The 21953-nt window shown below is 67.4% G+C and carries 24 protein-coding genes; 13 read left to right on the forward strand and 11 right to left on the reverse strand.

Annotation, left to right across the window (positions count from 1 at the left end; translation table 11 throughout):
• The coding region (locus tag G315_RS14585) for an IS30 family transposase (RefSeq protein WP_369699429.1) at nt 1-903 on the reverse strand (903 nt) is incomplete at its 3' end.
• Nucleotides 904-1082: 179 nt separating this feature from the next.
• Here G315_RS14585 and G315_RS0113200 point away from each other — a divergent pair.
• Both G315_RS0113200 and G315_RS0113205 read left to right on the forward strand, forming a co-directional pair.
• Nucleotides 1083-2030, forward strand: coding sequence for a sodium-dependent bicarbonate transport family permease (locus tag G315_RS0113200; protein ID WP_018146096.1), 948 nt, complete (start codon nt 1083-1085; stop codon nt 2028-2030).
• 4 nt (nt 2031-2034) lie between these two features.
• Nucleotides 2035-2325: a hypothetical protein gene (locus tag G315_RS0113205; RefSeq protein WP_018146095.1), complete on the forward strand. Its 291-nt coding sequence runs from the start codon at nt 2035-2037 to the stop codon at nt 2323-2325.
• 192 nt (nt 2326-2517) lie between these two features.
• On the opposite strand, the gene G315_RS0113210 is transcribed toward G315_RS0113205, so the two are convergent.
• The 7 genes from G315_RS0113210 to dksA form a co-directional block, all read right to left on the reverse strand.
• Entirely contained in the window at nt 2518-2742 is a 225-nt protein-coding gene (locus G315_RS0113210) for a hypothetical protein (RefSeq protein WP_018146094.1), read from the reverse strand.
• 342 nt (nt 2743-3084) lie between these two features.
• Nucleotides 3085-3606: an RNA 2',3'-cyclic phosphodiesterase gene (gene thpR / locus G315_RS0113215; protein WP_019612666.1), complete on the reverse strand. Its 522-nt coding sequence runs from the start codon at nt 3604-3606 to the stop codon at nt 3085-3087.
• A 4-nt stretch (nt 3607-3610) separates the two neighbouring features.
• On the reverse strand, nt 3611-4966 hold the full coding sequence (locus tag G315_RS0113220; RefSeq protein WP_018146092.1) for a sigma-54 dependent transcriptional regulator: 1356 nt from the start codon (nt 4964-4966) through the stop codon (nt 3611-3613).
• Entirely contained in the window at nt 4963-7890 is a 2928-nt protein-coding gene (locus G315_RS0113225) for an ATP-binding protein (RefSeq protein WP_018146091.1), read from the reverse strand. The genes G315_RS0113220 and G315_RS0113225 overlap by 4 nt, the downstream gene beginning before the upstream one ends.
• Nucleotides 7880-8053 carry a hypothetical protein gene (locus tag G315_RS14675; protein ID WP_018146090.1) on the reverse strand — a complete coding sequence of 58 codons (174 nt, stop codon included), beginning with the start codon at nt 8051-8053 and terminating at the stop codon, nt 7880-7882. Before G315_RS14675 ends, G315_RS0113225 begins: the two co-directional genes overlap by 11 nt.
• Before the next feature lie 92 nt (nt 8054-8145).
• Nucleotides 8146-9093: a tRNA glutamyl-Q(34) synthetase GluQRS gene (gene gluQRS / locus G315_RS0113235; RefSeq protein WP_019612667.1), complete on the reverse strand. Its 948-nt coding sequence runs from the start codon at nt 9091-9093 to the stop codon at nt 8146-8148.
• 13 nt (nt 9094-9106) lie between these two features.
• Nucleotides 9107-9559: an RNA polymerase-binding protein DksA gene (dksA, locus tag G315_RS0113240; protein ID WP_018146088.1), complete on the reverse strand. Its 453-nt coding sequence runs from the start codon at nt 9557-9559 to the stop codon at nt 9107-9109.
• A gap of 168 nt (nt 9560-9727) precedes the next feature.
• On the opposite strand from dksA, the gene G315_RS0113245 reads away from it, so the two are divergent.
• Nucleotides 9728-10498, forward strand: coding sequence for an HAD family hydrolase (locus G315_RS0113245; protein WP_018146087.1), 771 nt, complete (start codon nt 9728-9730; stop codon nt 10496-10498).
• A gap of 13 nt (nt 10499-10511) precedes the next feature.
• Here G315_RS0113245 and G315_RS0113250 read toward each other — a convergent pair whose 3' ends face one another.
• Nucleotides 10512-11219 (reverse strand): MarC family protein, encoded by a 708-nt coding sequence (locus tag G315_RS0113250; RefSeq protein WP_019593803.1) that lies wholly within the window; start codon nt 11217-11219, stop codon nt 10512-10514.
• Between the two features lie 297 nt (nt 11220-11516).
• On the opposite strand from G315_RS0113250, the gene cysM reads away from it, so the two are divergent.
• Genes cysM through kdsB form a run of 10 tightly spaced genes read left to right on the forward strand, consistent with a single transcriptional unit; the run spans nt 11517 to nt 20546 of the window.
• Complete coding sequence (cysM, locus tag G315_RS0113255) at nt 11517-12428, forward strand: cysteine synthase CysM (RefSeq protein WP_018146085.1); 912 nt, start codon at nt 11517-11519, stop codon at nt 12426-12428.
• Complete coding sequence (locus G315_RS0113260) at nt 12425-13231, forward strand: 3'-5' exonuclease (RefSeq protein WP_018146084.1); 807 nt, start codon at nt 12425-12427, stop codon at nt 13229-13231. Before cysM ends, G315_RS0113260 begins: the two co-directional genes overlap by 4 nt.
• The gene (gene rlmD / locus G315_RS0113265; RefSeq protein WP_019612668.1) at nt 13231-14559 is read left to right on the forward strand and encodes a 23S rRNA (uracil(1939)-C(5))-methyltransferase RlmD; all 1329 of its coding nucleotides are present in this window, start codon (nt 13231-13233) and stop codon (nt 14557-14559) included. Before G315_RS0113260 ends, rlmD begins: the two co-directional genes overlap by 1 nt.
• 27 nt (nt 14560-14586) lie before the next feature.
• On the forward strand, nt 14587-15225 hold the full coding sequence (locus G315_RS0113270) for a MotA/TolQ/ExbB proton channel family protein (RefSeq protein WP_018146082.1): 639 nt from the start codon (nt 14587-14589) through the stop codon (nt 15223-15225).
• Nucleotides 15222-15650 (forward strand): biopolymer transporter ExbD, encoded by a 429-nt coding sequence (locus G315_RS0113275; protein WP_018650355.1) that lies wholly within the window; start codon nt 15222-15224, stop codon nt 15648-15650. The genes G315_RS0113270 and G315_RS0113275 overlap by 4 nt, the downstream gene beginning before the upstream one ends.
• Entirely contained in the window at nt 15640-17421 is a 1782-nt protein-coding gene (gene msbA / locus G315_RS0113280) for a lipid A export permease/ATP-binding protein MsbA (protein WP_019612669.1), read from the forward strand. The genes G315_RS0113275 and msbA overlap by 11 nt, the downstream gene beginning before the upstream one ends.
• The gene (locus tag G315_RS0113285) at nt 17411-18547 is read left to right on the forward strand and encodes a glycosyltransferase N-terminal domain-containing protein (RefSeq protein ID WP_019612670.1); all 1137 of its coding nucleotides are present in this window, start codon (nt 17411-17413) and stop codon (nt 18545-18547) included. Before msbA ends, G315_RS0113285 begins: the two co-directional genes overlap by 11 nt.
• A gap of 2 nt (nt 18548-18549) precedes the next feature.
• On the forward strand, nt 18550-19572 hold the full coding sequence (gene lpxK, locus G315_RS0113290; protein ID WP_018146079.1) for a tetraacyldisaccharide 4'-kinase: 1023 nt from the start codon (nt 18550-18552) through the stop codon (nt 19570-19572).
• A gap of 3 nt (nt 19573-19575) precedes the next feature.
• Nucleotides 19576-19770, forward strand: coding sequence for a Trm112 family protein (locus G315_RS0113295; protein ID WP_018146078.1), 195 nt, complete (start codon nt 19576-19578; stop codon nt 19768-19770).
• 8 nt (nt 19771-19778) lie between these two features.
• Entirely contained in the window at nt 19779-20546 is a 768-nt protein-coding gene (kdsB, locus tag G315_RS0113300) for a 3-deoxy-manno-octulosonate cytidylyltransferase (protein ID WP_018146077.1), read from the forward strand.
• Between the two features lie 196 nt (nt 20547-20742).
• Here kdsB and G315_RS0113305 read toward each other — a convergent pair whose 3' ends face one another.
• Nucleotides 20743-21603 (reverse strand): PA4780 family RIO1-like protein kinase, encoded by an 861-nt coding sequence (locus G315_RS0113305; RefSeq protein WP_019612671.1) that lies wholly within the window; start codon nt 21601-21603, stop codon nt 20743-20745.
• 176 nt (nt 21604-21779) lie between these two features.
• A complete protein-coding gene (locus G315_RS14680) occupies nt 21780-21935 on the reverse strand; it encodes a hypothetical protein (RefSeq protein ID WP_018176369.1) in 156 nt (51 codons plus the stop codon).
• Nucleotides 21936-21953 lie beyond the last annotated feature (18 nt).

Below are 21953 nucleotides of genomic sequence, written 5' to 3' on the forward strand. Positions count from 1 at the left end.
CATCTCGCTGCCGCGATCCCAAGTCAGGGAGCGCCACATCTCGCGCGGGAGTCTGCGGACCTCGCGGCTGAGCGCGCTCGCGACACTCGCCGCATCCTTGCCTTGGACCTTCACCAGCATCGTAAAGCGGGAGTGGCGCTCGACAAGCGTGGCGATGTGGCTGTTCTTCGCCCCGGAGATCAGGTCTCCCTCCCAGTGGCCCGGTATCGCACGATCTTCCACTTCCGCCGGGCGCTCTCGGATCGAGATTGCATCAATGATCTGGCCGCGAGGCTGTCCTTCCGTGCTCGCAAGGCGTGAGCGGCGCATCATCCGTCGCGAACGCAGGTGCTTCAGCAGTTCTTTCTTGAGTACGCCGCGAGCCTGAATGAAAAGGCTGCGGTAAATCGTCTCGTGGGAGATGTGCATATTGGACGCGCCTGGATACTGAACCCGTAGCCATCCTGCGATTTGCTCGGGCGACCAGTCCAATCCGAGCTTCTCTGCCACTATTTGTTGCAGTGGGATATGCGTTGCGAGCCGACAGGGCTTGGGGCGCCGCGCCCGATCCCACGCCCGACTATCGGCCACAGTGGCGCGATATGTGCGCCGGGTGCCGTGGCGCGCGATCTCGCGGCTGATCGTGGAAGGGGCGCGCTGGAGGGTCGCGGCAATCTGACGGATCGTTGCCCCGCCAGCAAGGCTGCGGGAGATCTCCTCGCGCTCTGAGGGCGTCAACGCCAGACGGGACCTGCGACGCTCGGCAGGGGCAATTCCGCCACACGCGGCGACGACGCCATGAATCGAACCAGCCTGCTTGCCCAGCGCTCGGCCAATGTCACTTAGCGACTCGCCAGCTTGCCACCGTGCCCAAAGCTCAGCCCTCTGTTTGGCCGAGAATCCCGGCCTCCCCATTGGCTCCATATGCAACACCCCCAAACGCAGTATTAGGACCGAAGGTGTTGCATCGATCAATTGAACTCACCCCGGGCTAGATTAGATGACGGGGCTTGTTGCCACGCAATGGTTTTCTGCCGGGCGGGTCTCGCCTACGATTAGGGTGCGAGTTGCAGCGCATTGCGGCTTCCGCACACGGAGGCGAGATGGCATTCGATCCGGTTGTACTGTTCTTCCTGCTGGGCGCCATTGCGGGCCTCGCCAAGTCGGATCTGAAGATCCCGATGGCGATCTACGAGGCGCTTTCGATCTATCTGTTGCTGGCGATTGGCCTGATGGGTGGGGTCAAGCTGGCCGAGAGCGAGCTGGTGCCCTTGCTGCTGCCGGGGTTGGCGGTGCTGGCGGTGGGTTCGTTGATCCCGCTGATCGCGTTCCCGGTTCTGCGCTGGGTGGGGCGCATGCCGCGGGCGGACTCGGCCTCGATCGCGGCGCACTATGGCTCGGTCTCGGTGGTGACCTTCTCGGTCGCCGTGGCCCTGCTGGCCTCGCGCGGGATCGATTACGAGGGCCACATGGTGGTCTTCCTGGTGCTGCTGGAGATGCCGGCGCTAATCATCGGCATCCTGCTGGCGCGCATGGGCAGCAAGGGCCCGACGCGCTGGGGCAAGACCATGCACGAAGTGTTTTTCGGCAAGAGTATCTTCCTGCTGGCCGGCGGCCTGGTGATTGGTTTCATCGCGGGTCCCGTGCACATCGAGCCGCTGGAGCCGATGTTCTTCGACCTGTTCAAGGGCGTGCTGGCGCTGTTCCTGCTGGAGATGGGGCTGGTCGCCTCCAGTCGCATCGCCGACGTGCGCCAGTACGGCTTCTTTCTGGTGACCTTCGCGATCGTGATGCCGATTGTCTCGGCCGTGCTGGGTACGCTGCTGGGGTATGCGCTGGGCATGTCGATGGGCGGTACGCTGTTGCTGGCGACCCTCTATGCGAGTGCCTCCTACATCGCCGCACCGGCGGCCATGCGTATCGCGGTACCCCAGGCTAATCCGGCACTTTCCATTGGCGCATCGCTGGGAATCACGTTCCCCTTCAACATCTTCCTGGGTGTGCCGCTGTATTTCTGGATGGCCCAGACCCTTTATTCGCTGGGAGGCTAGCGCGATGGAATCCGATGACATGCACCTGCTGACGGTGGTCGCCGAGGCGATCCTGGAGGACACGCTGATCGACGAGGCGCGCGCCATGGGCGCGGCCGGGTACACGGTGACCGATACGCGCGGCTGGGGCCGGCATGGCAAGCGCCGGGGCAACTGGCGCCAGGGTGGCAATATCAAGGTCGAGGTGGTGGCTTCGGCCGAGTTGTGCGATCGCATCGCAGCCCGGTTCAAGGAACAGTACGAGGCGGACTATGGTTTGTTGATGTTCACCGTCCCGGTGGCGTTGAAGAATTAGGGACGCTCCGGGTCCGGGGAATCGAGTTTCCATGGAGTGAAGTGTTTCGCGGAATTTCCGGGAACTCGACTGTCACCCTTGGGGGCGCGGGGTCTGGCTGCTATCAAGGGGGCCTGAATGAACGGCGTTACAGCCTGCAGGAGGCTCCCAATGACGAGATTTCGTAGCACGGCCCTGGCCATCGCGCTGGGTTCACTGTTTGCCGCCGGTTCGGCATACGCGCAGGCCCCGCAACATGGGGACCCACAGGGCGGAATGGGCCAGGGTATGCCGCCCGCCGAACAGGGTGCCCCGCCGGCCGGTGGTCAGCAGGTCCCGGGCCAGGGCGGCATGCCGCGCGGCCAGGGTCAGGAGCGTGGGCAGGGCATGCCTCAGGGGCAGCCGCCGGAGCAGCCCGGCCAGCGCAGGCAGGGGCAACAAGCTCCCGGGCAGATGGAGCGCGGTGGCCAGCCGGCACCGGGGCAAAGCGGAGCGCCGAGTCCGCCCCAGGGGCAGGGCCAGCCGCCTGAGGGACAGGGTCAACCTCAAGGGCAGGGGCAGCCCCAGGATGCGCCCCCGCTGGGACAGCAGCGCCAGCCCCGGGGCGAGGATGCACCGCCGCTGGGCGAGGGAACACCGACGCGACCGGGTACCGGAACCCAGCCAGCCGATCCGGCAGACCCCGCCCAGCCAGCCGACCCTTCGGCAACGGATAACCTTCCGCCCCTCGATTGATCCGACTCTCGCGGCCGCCGCTGGCCTGCCGCGCGGGCGGGCTGGTCAGGTCTGGGCGAGGATGCGGTAGGGCCCGGGATGGCCGTCTTTTCCCGACTCGATCAGCGCAATCGTGTCCGCCAGCCAGCGCAGGGGCGGTTCGATGCGTTCGGTGTCGGGCGGCGCGGCGTGGCGTCGCAGGGACACGTGGGGTCGGAAGGGACGCGGCGGACCGAGGTCGATACCGCAGTCGTTGCACAGGGCATGTGCCTGCTCGGCGAGGTCGGCCAGTGCGGCGGGCGGCTCGGCAGGAGCGGCCCAGGTGATGCGCGGCCCGGTGAAGTGACCCAGATGGTCCAGGGTCAGGTCGATCGGCGCGCAGGCGAGTTCCGTGATGCGCCCGGCCAGACAGTCGGCCTGTCCGACCGGGATCGTTCCGGCGAAGGCCAGCGTCAGGTGCAGGTGATCGCGCGGGACCGGTCGGCCAGGGCCGTCGAGTTCCTGGCCGAGGCGGGCTAGTGTGGCGCGTGTGGGGTCGTCGGGCCACAGGGCCAGAAAGACCCGCCGGGCTGCGGGGGATGCGGCCACCGATTCAGCCGCGCGGGCGGGGGAGATTCTCACGCTGACGGCGTTCCCACAGGGTCTTGCGGCTGATGCCGAGGGCCCGGGCCAGCTCGGTCTCGGTCATGCTGCCCTGGTTTTCCTGCACGAAGTGCCGGAAATACTCGTTCAGGCTCGAGCCCTTGCCCTTGCGGGTCGGAAACGCGGGGTTGGGGATCTCGTCGTCCCGGGCCGGGGTGCCCGTCGAGAGTCCCATGTGGTCCGCTTCGATGCAGCCATCCGGGCTCAGTACCCACCCGCGTTCCAGGGCGTTCGCCAGCTCGCGCACGTTGCCGGGCCAATCTTGCGACTCCAGGGCTTGCCGTGCCGCGTGTGACAGTTGTGGCACTGGCCCCGAACCGGCCAGTGCCTCGAGGAAATGCCGTGCCAGGGGGATGATGTCCTCGCGCCTTTCGCGCAGGGGCGGGATGGACAACTCCAGGACCCGCAGGCGGTAGTAGAGATCGGCACGAAAGGCCTGTTCCTCGATCATGGCCTCGAGGTCGCGGTGGGTGGCCGCCAGCAGGCGCACATCCACCTTCAGGTTCTCGTTGGACCCGACCGGGCGGAGCTCGCCATCCTGCAGGACCCGTAGCAGACGGGCCTGGGCCGCAGGCGCCAGTTCGCCGATCTCGTCCAGGAACAGCGTGCCGCCGTGGGCGCTCTGGATCAGGCCGGTGCGCGCCTTGACCGCACCGGTGTAGGCACCCTGGGCGTGACCGAACAGCTCGGCCTCGACCAGACCCTCGGGGATGGTGGCGCAATTGACCGCGACGAACGGGCCGCTGGCGCGCGGGCTCAGTTCGTGCAGGGCGCGCGCGGCGAGCTCCTTGCCGGTACCGGACTCGCCGCGCAGCAATACCGTGGAGTGGGTCATGGCCACACGCCGGATCTGATCACGCAATTGCTGCATGGCCTGGCTCTCGCCGATGAGGCCCAGTCCGGGGCGCGGAGCGGAATCGGTTCCCTCGTCGTCGGGTTCGTCGGTGTTGGGGCGGTCGCGCTCGCGCAGGGCGGCGCGCAGGGTCAGCAGCAGGGCGTCGTGGTCGAAAGGCTTGGCGATGTAGTCGGCGGCGCCTTCCTTCATCGCGTTGACCGCGGAGGGCACCGACGCATAACTGGTCATGATGACCGTGGGCGTGTGGGCGAATTCCGGCAGCAGCTCGATCCCTTCGCCATCCGGCAGGCGCAGATCCACCAGTTGCAGATCGTAGGGATCGGCGGCTGCCAGCGCCCGCGCCTCGGCCAGGTTTTCGGCCATGCCGACCTCGAAGCCGTGGTGCTCCAGGAATCGGCGCACGGCGCGGCGGATCGGGGCTTCGTCGTCAACCAGGAGGATGCGGGTCATGAGTCTTGGCGCGGAAGTGTCAGCAGGAATCGGGCACCGCCCTCGGGGCGGTTGGCGGCCATCAGGGTACCACCGTGGTCGCGCACGATGCTGTAGGCCACCGGCAGGCCCAGGCCGGTGCCCTGGCCGGCCGGCTTGGTGGTGAAGAACGGCTCGAACAGTCGTTCCAGGCTGGATGCGTCGATTCCGGGGCCGGCGTCGTCGATGGTGATCTGGACATGCCGTCCATGGACTCGGGCCGCGATGGCGACGGTGGCGTCTTCGGGCGAGGCCTGTTCGGCGTTGGTCAGCAGGTTGATGAACACCTGCAACAGCGTGGCATGCGAGCCGCGGACGTGCAGCCCCGCGAGACCCGAGGTCGTGAATTGCAGGTCGTTGCGCCCGGCCAGGCGCATCAGGCGGATGGCCTCGGCCACGAGATCGTCCAGTGCGATGGTCTCGAAGTGTCCGGCCGATGGGCCTTCGTCGGCGTGGGCGAAGGTGATCAGCGACTGTACGATGGCGTTGATGCGTCGCGTCTGGGCGAGGATGTCGTCGGCGATGCCGTGGATCTCCTGCGGGTCGTCCTCGAGGGGCAGGGTCTGCGCCAGCGAGGCGATACCGGTCAGTGGATTGCCGATCTCGTGCGCGACCCCGGCGGCAAAGCGGCCGATGGAGGCCAGGCGATCGCCGTGGGCGATCTCGGACTCGAGCTGGGCGCGTTCGGTCACGTCCTCGATCAGGACCACGCGGCCTTCCACCTGACCCTGGGCATCCTGCAGTTCGGAGCGGTGCAGGTTCAGGCGGCGGTTGCCGTTGGGCAGATCCACGTTCAGCTTGTACCACTGGCGGTCCGGGCTCTCCAGGAAGGCGGTCAGCAGGCCGCTCCAGGGGCTGTCGAGCTGACCGATGTTCTGGCCCACGGCGTCTTCCGTGGCGACCTGCGTGAGCTGCGCCAGGGCCTGGTTCCAGCCGGTGATCTCGCCGGTATTGGTGAGGCTGGCTACCCCCAGCGGGAGCTCGTGCAGGATCTGGCGATGAAAGCGGCGCAGGGCGTCCAGCTCGGCCGCCAGGCCGGACAGCGGCAGGGGGCGGGTCTCCAGCTGTTCCTCGATCCGCCGCAGGCTTTCGCTCAGGGTGTGGCGCCCGGCGGCATCCAGGCGCAGGTGCTGGTCGACGATCATGCGAGCCAGTACCGGCCCCAGCAGGCCGGAGAGATTGCGCTCGATCCGTTCGCGGAGGTGGCGCAGATCGCCGCGTGAACGCGTATGGCGGGGCAGGCCGAGATCATCCAGGGCGCGCTGGACCTCGTGGCGCGCCGTGCCCGGGCCCAGGGTGGCCGCAAGTGCAGTCTCCATCTCGGTGACGTCGCCCGCCAGTGGCAGGCCCGCTCCGGTGGCGGTGGATTCGTTGGGGCAGCAGGCCCGGCCGGCCTCGGTTTCCTCGGGGTTGGGCCGGGTCAGCAGCGAGCCGACGACGAACAGGACCGCGTTGACGCCTAGGCTCAGCATTAGCGCGAAGGTCCACGGGTCCAGCATCTCCGCGCGCAAGAGGCGTTGTGGGTCGGGCAGGGCCGTCGCGATCCCGGCATCCGACAGCAAAGGCATGACGAGGGTGAATGCCCAGCCGGCAATCCCGGCCCCCAGGCCCAAGAGAAATCCGACCCGGGTCGCCTGTTTCCACAGCATCAGGCCGATCAGGCCCGGCAGAAGTTGCGCCACCGCGGCAAACGAGATCAGACCCAGCTGCGCCAGGCCTTCTACGACCTGCAGCAGGCCGTAGAAGGCATAGCCGAGCCCGATGATGAACACGATCCAGATGCGCCGCCCCCAAAGCAGGCGGGTGTAGAGGTTGGCGCTGCGCTCCTCTTCGTGCAGTCGGGTCAGTGGCGAGAGGTAGTTGGTGCCCATATGGGCGAGCGCCAGGGTGGTCACGATCATCATCGCGCTGGCGGCGGACAACCCACCGATGAAGACCAGCAGGGCGAGGCTGGGTGACTCCAGCAACCCGGCGATGCCGATGGCGTAATAGTTGGGCGAGATGCCCAGCCCGGCCGCCTCCCCGGCCCAGTAGAGCACGGGCATCGGCAGGTTCAGCAGCAGCAGGAATGCGGGGAACGCCCAGGCCGCGGTGTTCAGTGCCTGCGGGTTGATGTTCTCGGTGAACAGCATGTGGAACTGGCGTGGCAGCAGGAAGGCGGCCGCGAAGGCCAGGATCATCATCGCGAACCAGCCGCCCTGGCGCACCGGCTCGTACAGCGCATCGACCGCTTCGGGATGGGCGGCCAGCCAGTCGTTCAGCCCGCCGAGGCCGCCGAACACGGCGTACAGCGCCACGGCGGCAATCACAAGGATGGCGAGCAGTTTGACGATGGACTCGAAGGCGATGGCCAGCACCAGACCGGCGTGCTTTTCGCGCGGGGCGATGTGGCGGGCGCCGAACAGGATCGCGAACAGCGCGATGGTGCCGCTGAAGGTCAGGGCGAGCAGATGCGGCGGGGTCTCCGCGGTCAGCACGGCGGCGGACTCGGCCACGGCCTTGATCTGTAGCGCGATGTACGGGAGTACCCCGGCGAGCATGAACAGGGCGACCACGGGCCCAGTGAAGCGGCTGCGGTAGCGAAAGGCGAACAGGTCGGCCAGCGAGGTCAGCTGCTGTTCGCGGGTCAGGCGCAGGAGGGGGCGCAGCAGCCAGGGGGTGGCGGCGAAGGCCAGGGTCACGCCGAGGTAGATGGTCAGGTACAGGTAGCCCTGGTCGGCGAGGAAACCAAGGTTGCCGTAGAAGGTCCAGGACGTCGCGTAGACCCCCAGCGACAGGCTGAACACCCAGCCGTTGGCCGCCAGCCGGCCTACTCGGGGGACGCGGTCGGCCAGGAACGCTATGCCGAATAGCAGGGCGAGGTAGGCCACCCCGACCGCGTAGATCAGACCCAGGCTAAGGGTCACGGCGCCCGCTCCGGCTCAGTGCCGCGATGGCCACGACGAACAGCGCCCAGGCCGTGAAGGGCCACCACCAGGCAGGACTCAGGTAGGCAACCCAGAGGACCAGCGGGCTCAGAAACAGCAATGCGCCCAGCAGGGCGATCAGGATGGCGCGAGGGGCGTCCATCGTCAGCCGCTCGCAAGCACCTTGCGGTGCGCGGGCGAGCGATCCTGCGGGGCCGTCCGGGTTGGCGCGCGGGTGGAGAGCATGCGGCGAGTCTACACCGCGCGCGCGGCCCCGGGCAGTGCCGCCGGCAATGGCAGGTGGTCGCCGAGGGTGTGTCCCTGCAGGCGCTCCAAGGCTTCGGCCAGCTGGGTCTCCGGTGCGTCGGGTGCCTGGGCGTCGCCCGGGGCCAGGCCGATCACCGTCAGGGTGTCGGCCAGCTGCCGCCGGGCGGTATCCGCGTGGATGCCCTCGGCTCCGGTGGCCTTGGCCAGCTTGTCGCCGCCGGGCGCGACAAGGACCGGGTGGTGGGCATAGGCCGGTGGGGTGGCGCCCAGCGCCTCGTAGAGCTGCATCTGGCGCGGGGTGGAGCCGAGCAGGTCGATCCCGCGCACCACGCGGGTTACGCCCAGGTCCAGGTCGTCCACCACGGTGGCGAGCTGGTAGGCGACGATGCCATCCGCCCGGCGGATCACGAAGTCGCTTCCGAGTGCCTCCAGATCGAAGGCGACCGCACCCAGAAAGCGATCCGCGATCGTCCAGTAACGGGTGGTCGCCCGGGCACGCACGGCCCGTGGCTCGCGTTCGGGCGGCAGGCCATGGCGACAGGTGCCTGGATAGATCGGCCCTTCCCAGCCCGGCCGGCCGCGCGCGGCCAGGTCCTTGCGGGTACAGCCGCAGGGGAAAGCCAGGTTCGACGCCAACAGGGCCTCCAGGGCGCGCTGATAGGCGGGACCGCGTTGGCTTTGCCAGGTGACGGGGCCATCCCAGACCAGGGCGAAGGCCTCGAGGGCATGGAAAATGGCATCGGCCGCCCCCGGGCGAACCCGGGGGGCGTCGATATCGTCGATTCGCAGATGCCAGCGGCCGTCGGTACTCCGGGCATCGAGCCAGGAGATGACGGCGGCCAGCAGGGAGCCCGCGTGCAGTGGGCCGGAAGGGGTAGGGGCAAACCGGCCGACATAGCGGTCGGCCCGGGTAATCCGTTCGGGCGTGACCGTCACGGCCCGGCCGGGATCAGGCGCGCTGCTTTTCCTTGATCTCGTCGAGCTGCTTGCAGTCGATGCACATGGTGGCCGTCGGGCGGGCCTCCAGGCGGCGAATGCCGATCTCCACGCCGCAGGTCTCGCAGTAGCCGTAATCGTGGGTGTCGATCTTGCGCAGCGCCTCGTTGATCTTCTTCGACAGCTTGCGTTCGCGGTCGCGGGAGCGCAGTTCCAGGCCGAACTCCTCTTCCTGGGTGGCGCGGTCGGCCGGATCGGCAAAGTTGGACGCGTCCTGGCGCATGTGCCCCACGGTGCGATCGACTTCCTCGGCCAGCTCCTGGCGCCATGCCCGCAGCAGGCTGCGGAAATGCTCGAGCTGATCCGGATTCATGTAATCTTCGTCCGGCTTCGGCTCGTAGGGCGCAATGCCCCCGGCGACCATGTGCTGGGTGGAGGGCTTGTCGGTCTTTTCGTCAGCAGCCATGCGGGCTTTCTCCGGCTGGAAAAATGAGGCGCACTTAGTACCAGAGTCGGGCGGGCCGGGCAAGTCCCGTGCCATGACTGTTGGTGCCTGGTCTCGGTTGGATGCCGGGAATGTGCGGGCTCGCGGCCGGTTTTTCAGCGAGATACGGGAAAAGGCGGAAATAACGGGATGACGGAATTGCAGGCGCTGATTTTCGATGTGGACGGCACATTGGCGGACACTGAACGCGACGGTCATCGCGTCGCCTTCAACAAGGCGTTCGCGGACGCGGGCCTGGACTGGGAGTGGAGCATCGCGCGCTACGGCGAGTTGCTGCGCGTGACCGGCGGCAAGGAACGCATCCGCCAGTACCTGTCCGAGGACCATCCCGAGGTCCTGAACGAGCCGGGGATCGATGCGCGTATTCGCGAGCTGCATGCGGCCAAGACGCGGCACTACGTGGCCCTGCTTGAGACCGGCGCGATCCCGCTGCGGCCGGGGGTGCGGCGGTTGCTGGACGAAGCGGAGGCCGAGGGTCTGCGCCTGGCGATCGCCACCACCACCACCCCCGAGAACGTCACGGTCCTGCTGGAGGCCACGCTCGGAAGCGAGGGCCCGTACCGCTTCGAGGTGATCTCCGCTGGCGACGTGGTCCCGGCCAAGAAGCCGGCTCCGGATATCTTTACCCACGCACTGGAGGCGATGAACCTGCCGGCGGAGGCCTGCCTGGCCCTGGAGGACTCCGACAACGGTGTGCGTTCCGCACGCGGGGCGGGGCTGGAGGTCGTGGTCACGACGAACGACTACACCCGCGAGCAGGCGTTTGATGGCGCCTTGGCCGTGCTGGACGGGTTCGGTGAGGCGGATCAGCCCGCGACGGTCCTGGCCGGTCCGGCACTGGAAGGCTCGGTGGTGGATATCGCGACCCTGCGCGCCTGGGTCTCCGGGGCGAAGGGATAGCCGGCGCGCCGGCTCAATCGTTTTCGCGCGGCGGCAGGCGCGGGTCCTCGATCTCGGTCCCGTCGAGCATCTGGGTATCCAGCAGGAAGCCGACGGCGGCGTCGCTGACCCCGTTGATCACGAACTGCACGGCCAGGACCGCGAGAATCAGACCGAACACCTTGGTCAGGATGTCCTTGCCGGTATCCCCGAGGAATTTCACCAGATAGCGCGAATGGATCATCGCGTAGTAGCACGCGACCATGCAGGCCAGCACCGCCAGGAACACGAGCACCAGGTGATAGATGGTGGGGGCCTCGCTGGTCAGGATCATGACCGTTGCAATCGCCCCGGGCCCGCTCATGAACGGGATGGCCAGCGGGATGACCGAGATGTCCTCGGTCACCTGCCCCTTGTCGGCCTTCACCTCCTCGGCGGTCTCGCGCTCGCTGGCGGCCTTCTGCCGGATCATGCCGATCGCGATGCCGAACAGGATGATGCCGCCGGCGATACGGAACGCCGCCAGCGTGATCCCGAACAGCTGGAAGATCACCCCGCCCAGCAGTGCAAAGGCGAACAGCAGGGCCGTGGCGACCTTGACCGAGCGCAGGGCGGTGGAGCGGCGCTTCTCCTCGGAGGCGCGCGGCAGCATTGCGGTGAAGATGAACGCGGTCGTCAGTGGATTCACGATGACGAATACCGCGAGGAAAGTGACGATCAGGTATTCGAGCAATACGAGCATGGCTCTAGCTTAGGCAGAATGGGGTGTCGTTGCGAGGTCCTCCGTGGGGGTGCCACAGAGATCGTTCCGCACACCGTCATTGCAAGGCCCCGCAGGGGCCGAGGCACAAAGGCACGAAGCGCGTTGAACGGCCACAAGCCGGCCTGAACGGCGAGCGTAGCGAGTAATCTCTGGAATGCCGCACGCCGTCGGAATCCGGTGGTTTCAGAGGGGGATCGCCACGTCGCGGTCTTCCACGCGATGACGGGGCGAGCGTGCATGGGCATGGATCGGGTCCGATCGTTATACTCTGCGCGCATGAAGAAACGCCTGCACCCGGAATCCTTCCCGACCCTCGAGCACTTCGTCGGCAATACGCCGCTGGTGCGCCTGCAGCGCATGGCGGCGGATCTGCCGTCCACCGTGCTGGTGAAGCTCGAGGGCAACAACCCCGCCGGTTCGGTCAAGGACCGGCCCGCGCTGAACATGATCCAGGCGGCCGAGCGCCGCGGCGACATCCAGCCGGGCGACACCCTGATCGAGGCGACCAGCGGCAACACCGGCATCGCGCTGGCGATGGTCGCGGCGATGAAGGGCTATCGCATGATCCTGGTGATGCCGGACAACATGTCCGCCGAGCGCCGCGCCTCGATGAAGGCCTTCGGCGCCGAGCTGGTGCTGGTCTCGCGCGAGGAGAGCATGGAGGGCGCGCGTGACCTCGCCGATCGCTTAGAGGCCGAGGGCAAGGGCCGGGTGCTGAACCAGTTCGGTAACCCCGACAACCCGGATGCGCACTACATTGGCACCGGGCCGGAGATCTGGCGCGACACCGAGGGCACGGTGACCCACTTCGTCTCCGCGATGGGGACTACCGGCACCATCATGGGCGTGTCGCGCTATCTCAAGGAACGCGATCCGGAGGTGCAGATCGTCGGCGTGCAGCCGGCCGAGGGGGCGTCCATCCCTGGCATCCGGCGCTGGCCGGAGGCCTATCTGCCGACCATCTTCGAGGCCTCGCGGGTGGACCAGACCGTGGACGTGACCCAGGAGGAGGCGGAGGAGACCATGCGTCGGCTGGCGAGTGAAGAAGGCATCTTTGCCGGGGTCTCCTCTGGTGGTTCGGTGGCCGCGGCGTTGAAGCTGGCGGCGCAGACCGAGGGTGGGACCTTCGTCGCGATCATCTGTGACCGCGGCGACCGCTACATCTCTACCGGCGTGTTCCCCGCATGAGTGCCCCGGTCCTGATCTTCGACCTCGAGACGGTCCCGGATATCGAGGGCGCGCGCCGCCTGCACGACTTCGAGGGGCTGAGCGATCACGAGGTCGCCGAGGCGATGTTCGCGCTGCGCCGTGCCCAGACCGGCTCCGAGTTCCTCAAGCATCCGCTGCATCGCATCGTGTCGATCGGCGTGCTCTATCAGGGCGGCGATGCGCTGAAGCTCTCCGCCTTCGGCCGCGAGGGCGAGGACGGCCAGACGCCCTCCGAGGCCGAACTGCTGCGGCAGTTCTTTGACGTGATCGACAAGCGCACGCCACAGCTCGTTAGCTGGAACGGCGGCGGCTTTGACCTCCCGGTGCTGCATTACCGCGCGCTGGTCAACGGCGTGCAGGCCCCGCGCTATTGGGAGCAGGGCAACGACGACCGCGAGTTTCGCTATAACAACTACCTGTCGCGCTTCCACTGGCGCCACGTGGACCTGATGGACGTGCTGGCGGGCTTCCAGGGCCGCGCGGTCACCAGCCTCGACATGATGGCCAGCCTGCTCGGCTTCCCCGGCAAGCTGGGCATGGATGGCTCGAAGGTCTGGCCGGCCTGGCGCGACGGGCGTCAGGCCGAGATCCACGACTATGTCGAGCACGATGTGCTGAACACCTATCTGGTCTGGCTGCGCTTCGAATACATGCGCGGCAACCTGACCGACGCCGCCCTGGCCAGCCGGCAACAGCAACTGGCCGAGTACCTGGAGGGCAGTGGTGCGGCGCACCACCGTGAATTCCTCGACGCCTGGCAGCCTGCCGGGACCGACACCTGATGGCACGCATCGACAAGACCCCGTTCGAGGCCCGGATCGAGGAGGTCACCCTGGACGGCCAGGGCGTGATCCGTCGCGAGGGCAAGGCCTGCTTCATCCACGGCGTGCTGAAGGGCGAGCGCGTGATGGCGGTGCAGACCGGGCGCAAGCGCCGTTTTGATACGGCCGAGGTGGTCGACGTGCTGGAGCCGGCCGCGGGCCGTGTCGAGCCGCCCTGCGAATTCTTTGGCCTGTGCGGTGGCTGCAAGCTGCAGCACGCATCCGTCGAGACCCAGCGTGAAATCAAGGAACAGGCCCTGTTCGACGCGCTGGAACGCATCGGCCACGTGACGCCGGAGGCGCGCTTCGAGCCGCTGACCGCCGACACCCTGGGTTATCGCCGCACTGCGCGGCTGGGCGCCAAGCACGTGCCGAAGAAGGGCGGGGTGCTGGTCGGCTTTCGCGAGCGCGGTAGCCCGTATCTCGCCCAGATGACCCACTGCGAGGTGCTGCACCCGGCAGTGGGTGGGCGTATCCAGGCGCTGCGCGAGTTGATGGACGGGCTCGAGGCGCGCGACCGCCTGCCGCAGATCGAGGTCGCGGTGGATGACGACGAGCGCGTGGCGTTGATCTTCCGCAATCTCGATCCGCTGTCGGATGCGGATACCCAGCGCCTGTCCGACTGGGCCGAGGCCGAGGGCATCCAGGTGTATCTGCAGCCGGGCGGGGCGGACACGGTGGAGCCGCTGGCCGGGCCGATCGAGCCGCTGATCTACCGCCATCCGGACTACGGCGTGTCGGTGCCCTTTATGCCGACCGATTTCATCCAAGTGCACGCACAGATCAACCGCAAGATGGTGCCGCAGGCCCTGGAGGCGCTGGACCTGCAACCGGGGCACCGCGTGCTGGACCTGTTCTGCGGGCTGGGCAACTTTACCTTGCCGCTGGCACGGACCGTGACCGAGGGCGAAGTGGTCGGCGTCGAGGTGGACGACGCGATGCTGGCGCGGGCGCGTGCGAATGCCCGTGACCAGGGCATCGCCAATACCCGCTACGAGCGCGCAGACCTGGACGATGTCGAGGCGTTGAAGAGCGCCGCCTGGTTGCGCGAGGACTTCGACCGTGTGCTGCTGGACCCGCCGCGTACCGGCGCGGCCGCGGTGATCGAGGCCCTGGCGCCGCAGCGGATCGAACGCCTGGTCTATGTGTCCTGCAACCCGGCCACGCTCGCCCGTGACGCCGAGCGCCTAGTGCATCATCATGGCTATCGCCTGGAGCGGGCCGGGATCATGGACATGTTCCCGCACACTGCGCACGTGGAATCCATGGCCGTGTTCCGGCGCGCCTGACGCGCTTCGATACTTTAGGGGAATTGCATGCTGGAGATCGTACAAGCGGGTGGGTGGCTGATGCTGCCGATCCTGCTGTGTTCCGTACTGGCCGTGGCCATCGTGCTGGAGCGGCTGTGGACGCTGCGCCGCTCGCGGGTCGTGCCGCCGCGCCTGCTGACCTCGGTGTGGGAGCAGATGCGTACGCAGGGACTCAAGCTGGACGATATCCAGCGTCTGCGTGCGGGTTCCCCGCTGGGGGCGATCCTGGCCGCGGGTCTCGCGACCCATGACCGCGCCCGCCAGATCACCCAGGAGAGCATCGAAGAGGCCGGACGTCGCGTGGCCCACGATCTCGAGCGCTACATGAACACGCTGGGCACGATCTCGATGATTACCCCGTTGCTGGGCCTGCTGGGCACCGTGGTCGGGATGATCGAGGTGTTCACCGTGATCACCGAGATCGGCGTCGGCAGCCCGCGCGATCTGGCCGGTGGCATCTCGCAGGCCCTGATTACCACCGCGACCGGGATCGGCGTGGCCATCCCGGCGCTGGCCTTTCATCGCTACTTCCGTGGCCACATTGACGAACTGGTGCTGGAGATGGAGCAGGAGGCCACCAAGCTGGTCGAGGTGATCCATGGCGAGCGCGAGGCCGGTGCGGTCGAGGGCGGGGCCAAGGCGTGAACTTCCGTACGCCAAGCCGGCAGGAAGAGCCCGGCGTCAATCTGACGCCGTTGATCGATGTGGTGTTCCTGCTGCTGATCTTCTTCATGGTCTCCACCACCTTCGATCAGCACGCGGACATCGAGCTGACCCTGCCCTCGGCCGACCGCGAGGCCGAGGCCGTGGAGCGCGCGTGGATCGACATCATCGTGGACGCGAACGGCAACTACTTCATCAACGGCCAGGAACTGATCAACCGCCGCGCCGAGACCCTGGAGCGTGTGCTCTCAGAGGCCCGCGAGGGCCGCGAGGACGACCCGGTGCTGATCCGCGCGGACGCGAATGCCACCCACCAGTCGGTGGTGCGCGCGCTGGATGTCGTCGGCCGCCTGGGTATCACCTCGGTCTCCATCGCCACCTTGGGTGATGCCGCCGATGACGACTGACGACCAGCACCCACAGCACCTCGACTCCGGCTGGGCGGTTTATCGCCGCCTGCTTGGCTACGCCTTTGTCTACTGGCCGCTGCTGGCGATTGCGACGGTGGCGATGCTCGGCATGGCGGCGACCGAAGCGGGCTTTGCCGCGCTGATGAAGCCGCTGATGGACGAGTCGTTCGCCGAGGGTGATTCACACCCGCTGATTCCGTGGATTCCGGTGGTGCTGATCGGCTTGTTTCTGATCCGGGGCGTGGCCGAGTTCGGTTCGGTCTATGCGATGCGTTACGTCGGGCGGCAAGTCGTCAAGCGCCTGCGCGAGGAGCTGTTCGAGCGTCTGTTGCACATGCCGGTGCAGCGCTTTCAGGAGCAGAGCAGCGGCGAGCTGATCTCACGTGTGACCTACAACGTGGAGCAGGTGGCGACGGCCGCCACGGACGGGTTCAGTACGCTGGTGCGGGACACCCTCACCATCATCGCGCTGCTAGCATGGATGTTTTGGCTGACCCCGAGCCTGACCCTCACGATCCTGGTTATTGCGCCGGTGATGGCCATTCTGGTGCGGGTGGTGACCAAGCACTTCCGGCGTATTTCGCATCGCCTGCAGTACAACATGGGCGACGTGACGCACGTGACGCAGGAGGTGATCGAGGGCCACCGGGTGGTGCGCATCTTCGGTGGCGAGACCTACGAGCGCGAGCGCTTCGAGGACATCAATGAGCGCAATCGCCGCCTGCACATGCGTATGGAGGGTATCAAGGCCGCTTATACCCCGACCATCCAGTTCCTGGTGGCGGCAGTACTGGCTTTCGTAATCTGGGTGGCGACCTCCGATTTCGGCGATGACACCGTCACTGCCGGCACCTTCGTGTCATTCCTGACCGCCATGCTGTTGTTGCTGAGCCCGATTCGCCGGCTTTCGATGATCAATGCGACCCTGCAGCGCGGGATCGCGGCCGGGCAGAACATCTTCGCCGTGCTGGACGAGACGCCGGAACGTGACACGGGGCACGTACCGCTGGATCGTGCCGAGGGGCACCTGGTGTTCGACGATGTGGCTTTTCGCTACGGTCCGGAAGGCCCGGACGTGTTGAAGGCGGTCTCCTTCGAGGTGAAGCCGGGCGAGAACGTCGCGCTGGTCGGTCGCTCGGGCAGTGGCAAGACCACCCTGGTCAACCTGCTGCCACGTTTCTATCACCCGACCGAGGGCCGCATTGTGCTGGATGGTCACGACCTCGAGACGATCCGTCTGCGCGACCTGCGCCGTCAGATCGCCTATGTCGGTCAGAACGTGACCCTCTTTGCGGATACAGTCGCGGCCAATATCGCGTACGGGCGGCCCGAGGCGAGCGAGGCGGAGATCCGCGAGGCTGCCCGGGCGGCGCATGCGCTGGAGTTCATCGATCGCCTGCCGGATGGGATGCAGACCCTGGTCGGCGAGAATGGCACACGGCTGTCCGGCGGCCAGCGCCAGCGTCTGGCCATCGCCCGGGCGCTGCTTCGGGATGCACCGATACTGATCCTGGACGAGGCGACCTCGGCGTTGGACAACGAATCCGAACGTCAGGTGCAAGCCGCTCTGGACGCACTGGTGAGCACCCGTACCACGCTGGTGATTGCCCACCGCCTGTCCACCGTCGAGGGCGCCGACCGTATTCTGGTGATGGATAACGGCCGTGTGGTCGAGACCGGACGGCACGACGAGTTGATTGCCCTCGGCGGGGTTTACACGCTCCTGCACCGCCTCCAGTTCCGCGAGGAGGTGGGGGATGCGGGGTGATGCAGGAGGTTACGGCGCTCGGCGGTTTGCGGTCTGGGGCGCGACTTGGCGCGATTATCGTCGCGGTGAGGGGAACCGTGCGCGGGCCCGTCGGGGCTTCCTGACGCCACCCGACGAGCGGGGGCGGCTGGTCTGGATCAAGGCCGGCGGCACGCCCGAGGAGGTGCGCCTGGGGATCGAACTGCTCGGCGCGGTGCGCGACAAGCGCCAGGATGTACGCATCGTCCTGACCTTCGAGCAGGACTACCCGGAGCTCTTTGAACGACACATGCAGGCGTTTCGCAAGGTGGGTGTGGGCTATGGCCCCTGTGACCGTCCGCGGGTGGTGCGCCGGGTGCTCGAGCGTTTTCAGCCCCACGGCATCCTGCTGGCCGGCGGTCAGGCCCCGGTGAACCTCCTGCAGGCGGCCGAGGTCCCGGTGATCGCGGTCAATACCGAGCCGCCTGCCCGGGCAGTGCCTCCGGTCGTGCGCCACTGGCCGGTTGATCCGGCCGGGGCGCTTACGTGGCCGGAGGCCGCGTTCGAAGCGGCACTGGCGCCCGCTGACCCGCAGGCGCGATTTGTCGAGGCCCAGGCCGACGTGGTCCTGCGCGCATTGGTCGGGGGTAACGTGGAGCGCCTGTGGTGGTGGCACGGCACGTCGGAGCAATGGCCCGCCTGGCACGCGGCCTGGCAGGCCTCTGGCCGGGGGCGCAGCGATATCCTGCTCGCGAGCCTGCGCGGGGATGCGACCGAGGCCGGGCTGCCCGGCGCGGATCTGGCGGTCTCGGCCTGGGATCGTTCGACGTTGGCGCCGGGGGCTATCCTGCATCTGGATGACCGACGCTGGTTTGCCGCTGCGGCCAGTGCCGCCCATGCGGTGCATCTTGCGGCCTCGGATCGCCAGGCCTTGTGGCAGGGCCTGGCCGGCGGGGCGGCGGTGAGCCTGGGCGAGGCCTCGGCGGCGGCGTTGCCCTGCGCGGTGCTGGGCGAACCCGCTGCGGTGCTGGAGGCCTGGCAGCAGTTGAGCGACGACCCGGCCGCGCGGCGTCAGCAGGGGGATGCGGCGCGGCGGCGTTTCTGGGACGAGCGGCGCCAGGTGGATGCCAATTTCGATGCTGTTCTGCAGCAGGTCTGGGACTGGTAGTCATGGGGTCGTTTCAGGCGTGGCTGAGCGCCCGGTTGTGGGATCAGTGGAGCCAGCGCGGGCCGTTCGCCGCCGCGATGTTCCCGTTGTCGTTGGCCTACGCCGGGCTTGCCGAGTGGAATCGCCAGCGCCAGGAGCAGGCGCGGCGCGATATCTCCATCCCGGCGCGCGCGGTGATCGTGGTGGGCAATCTGACCCTGGGCGGCAGCGGGAAGACACCGATGACGGTGTGGCTGGCCAAGCGCCTGCGCGCCGCTGGCTATCACCCCGGCATTGTCAGTCGCGGCTATGGCGGGCGTGGGGATGTGGCCGGGATCGCGGTGACGGCCGATTCCGATCCGGTGGTGGTGGGCGACGAGCCGTTGCTGATCGCCCGGCGCACGGGCGTCCCGGTGCAGGTGGATCGCGACCGGGTGCGCGGGGCGCGGGCCCTGACCGACCAGGGCGTGGATGTGGTGATCGCCGACGATGGCATGCAGCACCATCGCCTGCCGCGCGATATCACTATCCTGATGGTCGACGGGAGACGCCGTTTCGGCAATGGGCTTTGTCTGCCGGCGGGGCCGTTGCGGGAGCCGAAGCGGGCCCGTGAGCGGGCCGATTTCGTGATCGTGACCGGTGGCGAGCCGGGTCCCGGCGAGATCCCGATGGAACTGGTCCCGTCCAGTCGGTTGCAGCGGGTGGACGGGGCGGAGGAGGCGCGCAAGCCCCACCGCTTTGCCCGGCGCGATGCCCACGCCATCGCCGGGATCGCGGATCCGGAGCGCTTCTTCCGCACCCTGGAAGCGGCGAAGATCGGTATCATTCGGCATCCGTTTCCGGATCACCATCGTTTCCTGCCGCATCAGATCCGCTTCGATGACGAGTTGCCGGTTCTGATGACGGAGAAGGATGCCGTAAAATGCCGGTCGTTTGCGCAGGATAATCACTGGTACTGGCCGATCGCGGCCCGGTTGCCAACCACTTTCGAGCCGGCGCTACTCGCGCGCCTGGAGACGGTCAGTCGGCTCAAACACCTGGGGTAATGCATGGACAAGCGTCTGCTCGATATTCTGGTCTGCCCGGTTACCAAGGGTCCGCTCAAGTACGATCGCGAGAATCAGGAGCTGATCTCCGTCTCCGCCGGTCTCGCCTACCCGATCCGCGATGACATCCCGGTGATGCTCGAGGATGAGGCGCGCGCCCTCTCCGAGGACGAGAAGGAACGCTGGCGCGAGGCCTGAGTCGCCGCATGACGGGCTTCGTCGTCGTTATCCCGGCACGCATGGCCTCCAGCCGTCTGCCGGACAAGCCGCTGGCCGCGGTGGCCGGGCGACCGCTGATCGCCCACGTGATCAGTCGGGCGCAGGAGAGCGCTGCGCGCCGGGTGATCGTCGCCGGGGACGACGAGCGTATCCTCGACGTGGCGCGCCAGTGTGGGGCCGAGGCCTTCCTGACCGACCCCGCGCTCCCCTCGGGCACCGACCGCATCGCCGCGGTCGCCGCGGCCGAGGGCTGGGGCGACGAATCCATCGTGGTCAATCTGCAGGGCGACGAGCCGCTGACGCCAGGCCCGTTGCTGGATGACCTGGCGGCCCTTCTGGAGCAGACCCCGCAGGCGGATATGGCTACCCTGGGCGTGCCGATCCGCTGCGCGCAGGACTTGGCCGACCCCAACCAGGTCAAGCTGGTGACCGACCGCAACGGCCGGGCCCTGTATTTCTCCCGCGCCCCCATCCCCTGGGATCGCGAGGCTCATCGCGCCGGGCAGACGCCCGCAGTGGAGCAGGCGACCCGCCACCTGGGCCTGTATGCCTATCGCGCCGGGTTCCTGCGCCGCATGAGTGCCGAACCCCCCGCCGCGTTGGAACAGCTCGAGCAACTGGAACAGCTGCGGGCTCTGGCAATGGGCGCCTGGATTCAGGTGGGGAGGAGGACCGAGGCCCATCCCCCGGGCGTGGACACGCCGGAGGACCTGGATCGTGTGGAGGCCTTTCTCTCCGGCACGGCCCGCGTTTAACGCGCGACCGGACTTCTGACTAGCCCCATCCTTCGTGGGCCAGAGGGCCCCCTGAGCGCTTCCGAGCCGCCGTTGGTTCGCCTGCAAGCAGGCTCCTACCGGGTCTTGCCCTCGTAGGAGCCTGCTTGCAGGCGAAGCGCCCCCGCCAAAGAGCTTCGATCCTGACCAGGCTCGGTAGAATCGCTCGGACAGCCGCCTACTGGTTGTCGGGGTGGGTTGGGTCGAGGGCGGCCAGCAAGGCCTCGTGCTCCAGTCGCGCATCCTCGATCTCGTCGAGCACCCCATCCACGTCGGGGGTCTCTTCGCTGTGCACGAAGTGCCCGGTCAGGGGTGTTTCCGGAGTCAGGTCACCGTTGGCGAAAAGGTCCCACATCTCGTGGGCGTACTGCGTCTCCAGCAGTGTGGGGTCCACGCGGCCGAAGGTTGTGCGCATATTGTTCACGTCCCGCTGCAGCATGCGGAATGCGCTGTTGTTGCCGGCGGCGTTGACGGCCTGGGGGAGGTCGATGATGACGGGTCCGTGCGCGTCCACCAGCACGTTGTACTCGGACAGGTCGCCATGGATCAGGCCGGCGCACAGCATGCGCTGGATCTGGCGGATCATGAATGCGAACCACTCGCGTGCTGTCTCGGGGTCCAGCTCGACTTCGTGCAGCTGGGGCGCGGTGTTGCCGTCGGCGTCCAGCACCAGTTCCATCAGCAGGACGCGGTCGAATACGCCGTAGGGGACGGGCACTCGAACGCCCGCGTCGGCAAGGCGGTAGAGCGCCTCGACCTCGGCGTTCTTCCACTGCGTCTCCTCGACCTCGCGGCCGTGACGCCCACGTCGGGCCATGGCCCGTGCATCGCGGCTGCCGCGGACCTTGCGGCCTTCCTGATACTCGGCCAGCTTGTGGAAGCCGCGATGCTTGGCTTCCTTGTACGCCTTGGCACAGCGTGTCGCATCCCCGCTGCGGACGAGGTAGATGTTCGCCTCCTTGCCGCTTTGCAGCTGCCCGATGACGGTATCAATGACGCCGTCTTCGATCAGCGGCTGGAGGATCTTGGGGATTTTCATAAGCGCGTACGGGGTTGGCGAAACGAAAGACGCCGACCTGGGGGGAACCCCGGAGGCCGGCGTCGTGCGTTCGAAAACGGTTGGGTCAGGGCAGAAAGATCTTGGGTTTGCGCTTCTCCGCCTTGGCGGTGCGTTTCTCCATCAGTGTCTTTTCGGCCTTCTTCTTGCTGTCGCGCTTACGATCCATGGTCTTCATGGGGTGGGTCCTCTGGGGCGCCGGACGGATCATCCGGCTGATTGCGTGCCCGCTTCTGCTGGCGTTTTTCTTCCTGCTTGGCGGCTTTCTTCAGCTCGCGCTGGCGCTTTTCGTATTGGTAGTTCGGTTTGGCCATAGGGCAGCAGGGTCTCCA

Source organism: Thioalkalivibrio sp. AKL7 (assembly GCF_000381705.1).
GTDB lineage: Bacteria > Pseudomonadota > Gammaproteobacteria > Ectothiorhodospirales > Ectothiorhodospiraceae > Thioalkalivibrio > Thioalkalivibrio versutus.

Excerpts from the sequence above, each read along its gene's own strand:
- G315_RS0113200 (WP_018146096.1), top strand. The coding sequence starts at position 1,083 with ATGGCATTCGATCCGGTTGTACTGTTCTTCCTGCTGGGCGCCATTGCG.
- G315_RS0113205 (WP_018146095.1), top strand. The coding sequence starts at position 2,035 with ATGGAATCCGATGACATGCACCTGCTGACGGTGGTCGCCGAGGCGATC.
- G315_RS0113220 (WP_018146092.1), bottom strand. The coding sequence starts at position 4,966 with ATGACCCGCATCCTCCTGGTTGACGACGAAGCCCCGATCCGCCGCGCC.
- G315_RS14675 (WP_018146090.1), bottom strand. The coding sequence starts at position 8,053 with ATGGACGCCCCTCGCGCCATCCTGATCGCCCTGCTGGGCGCATTGCTG.
- dksA (WP_018146088.1), bottom strand. The coding sequence starts at position 9,559 with ATGGCTGCTGACGAAAAGACCGACAAGCCCTCCACCCAGCACATGGTC.
- G315_RS0113245 (WP_018146087.1), top strand. The coding sequence starts at position 9,728 with ATGACGGAATTGCAGGCGCTGATTTTCGATGTGGACGGCACATTGGCG.
- G315_RS0113250 (WP_019593803.1), bottom strand. The coding sequence starts at position 11,219 with ATGCTCGTATTGCTCGAATACCTGATCGTCACTTTCCTCGCGGTATTC.
- cysM (WP_018146085.1), top strand. The coding sequence starts at position 11,517 with ATGAAGAAACGCCTGCACCCGGAATCCTTCCCGACCCTCGAGCACTTC.
- G315_RS0113260 (WP_018146084.1), top strand. The coding sequence starts at position 12,425 with ATGAGTGCCCCGGTCCTGATCTTCGACCTCGAGACGGTCCCGGATATC.
- rlmD (WP_019612668.1), top strand. The coding sequence starts at position 13,231 with ATGGCACGCATCGACAAGACCCCGTTCGAGGCCCGGATCGAGGAGGTC.
- G315_RS0113270 (WP_018146082.1), top strand. The coding sequence starts at position 14,587 with ATGCTGGAGATCGTACAAGCGGGTGGGTGGCTGATGCTGCCGATCCTG.
- msbA (WP_019612669.1), top strand. The coding sequence starts at position 15,640 with ATGACGACTGACGACCAGCACCCACAGCACCTCGACTCCGGCTGGGCG.
- G315_RS0113285 (WP_019612670.1), top strand. The coding sequence starts at position 17,411 with ATGCGGGGTGATGCAGGAGGTTACGGCGCTCGGCGGTTTGCGGTCTGG.
- lpxK (WP_018146079.1), top strand. The coding sequence starts at position 18,550 with ATGGGGTCGTTTCAGGCGTGGCTGAGCGCCCGGTTGTGGGATCAGTGG.
- G315_RS0113295 (WP_018146078.1), top strand. The coding sequence starts at position 19,576 with ATGGACAAGCGTCTGCTCGATATTCTGGTCTGCCCGGTTACCAAGGGT.
- kdsB (WP_018146077.1), top strand. The coding sequence starts at position 19,779 with ATGACGGGCTTCGTCGTCGTTATCCCGGCACGCATGGCCTCCAGCCGT.
- G315_RS0113305 (WP_019612671.1), bottom strand. The coding sequence starts at position 21,603 with ATGAAAATCCCCAAGATCCTCCAGCCGCTGATCGAAGACGGCGTCATT.
- G315_RS14680 (WP_018176369.1), bottom strand. The coding sequence starts at position 21,935 with ATGGCCAAACCGAACTACCAATACGAAAAGCGCCAGCGCGAGCTGAAG.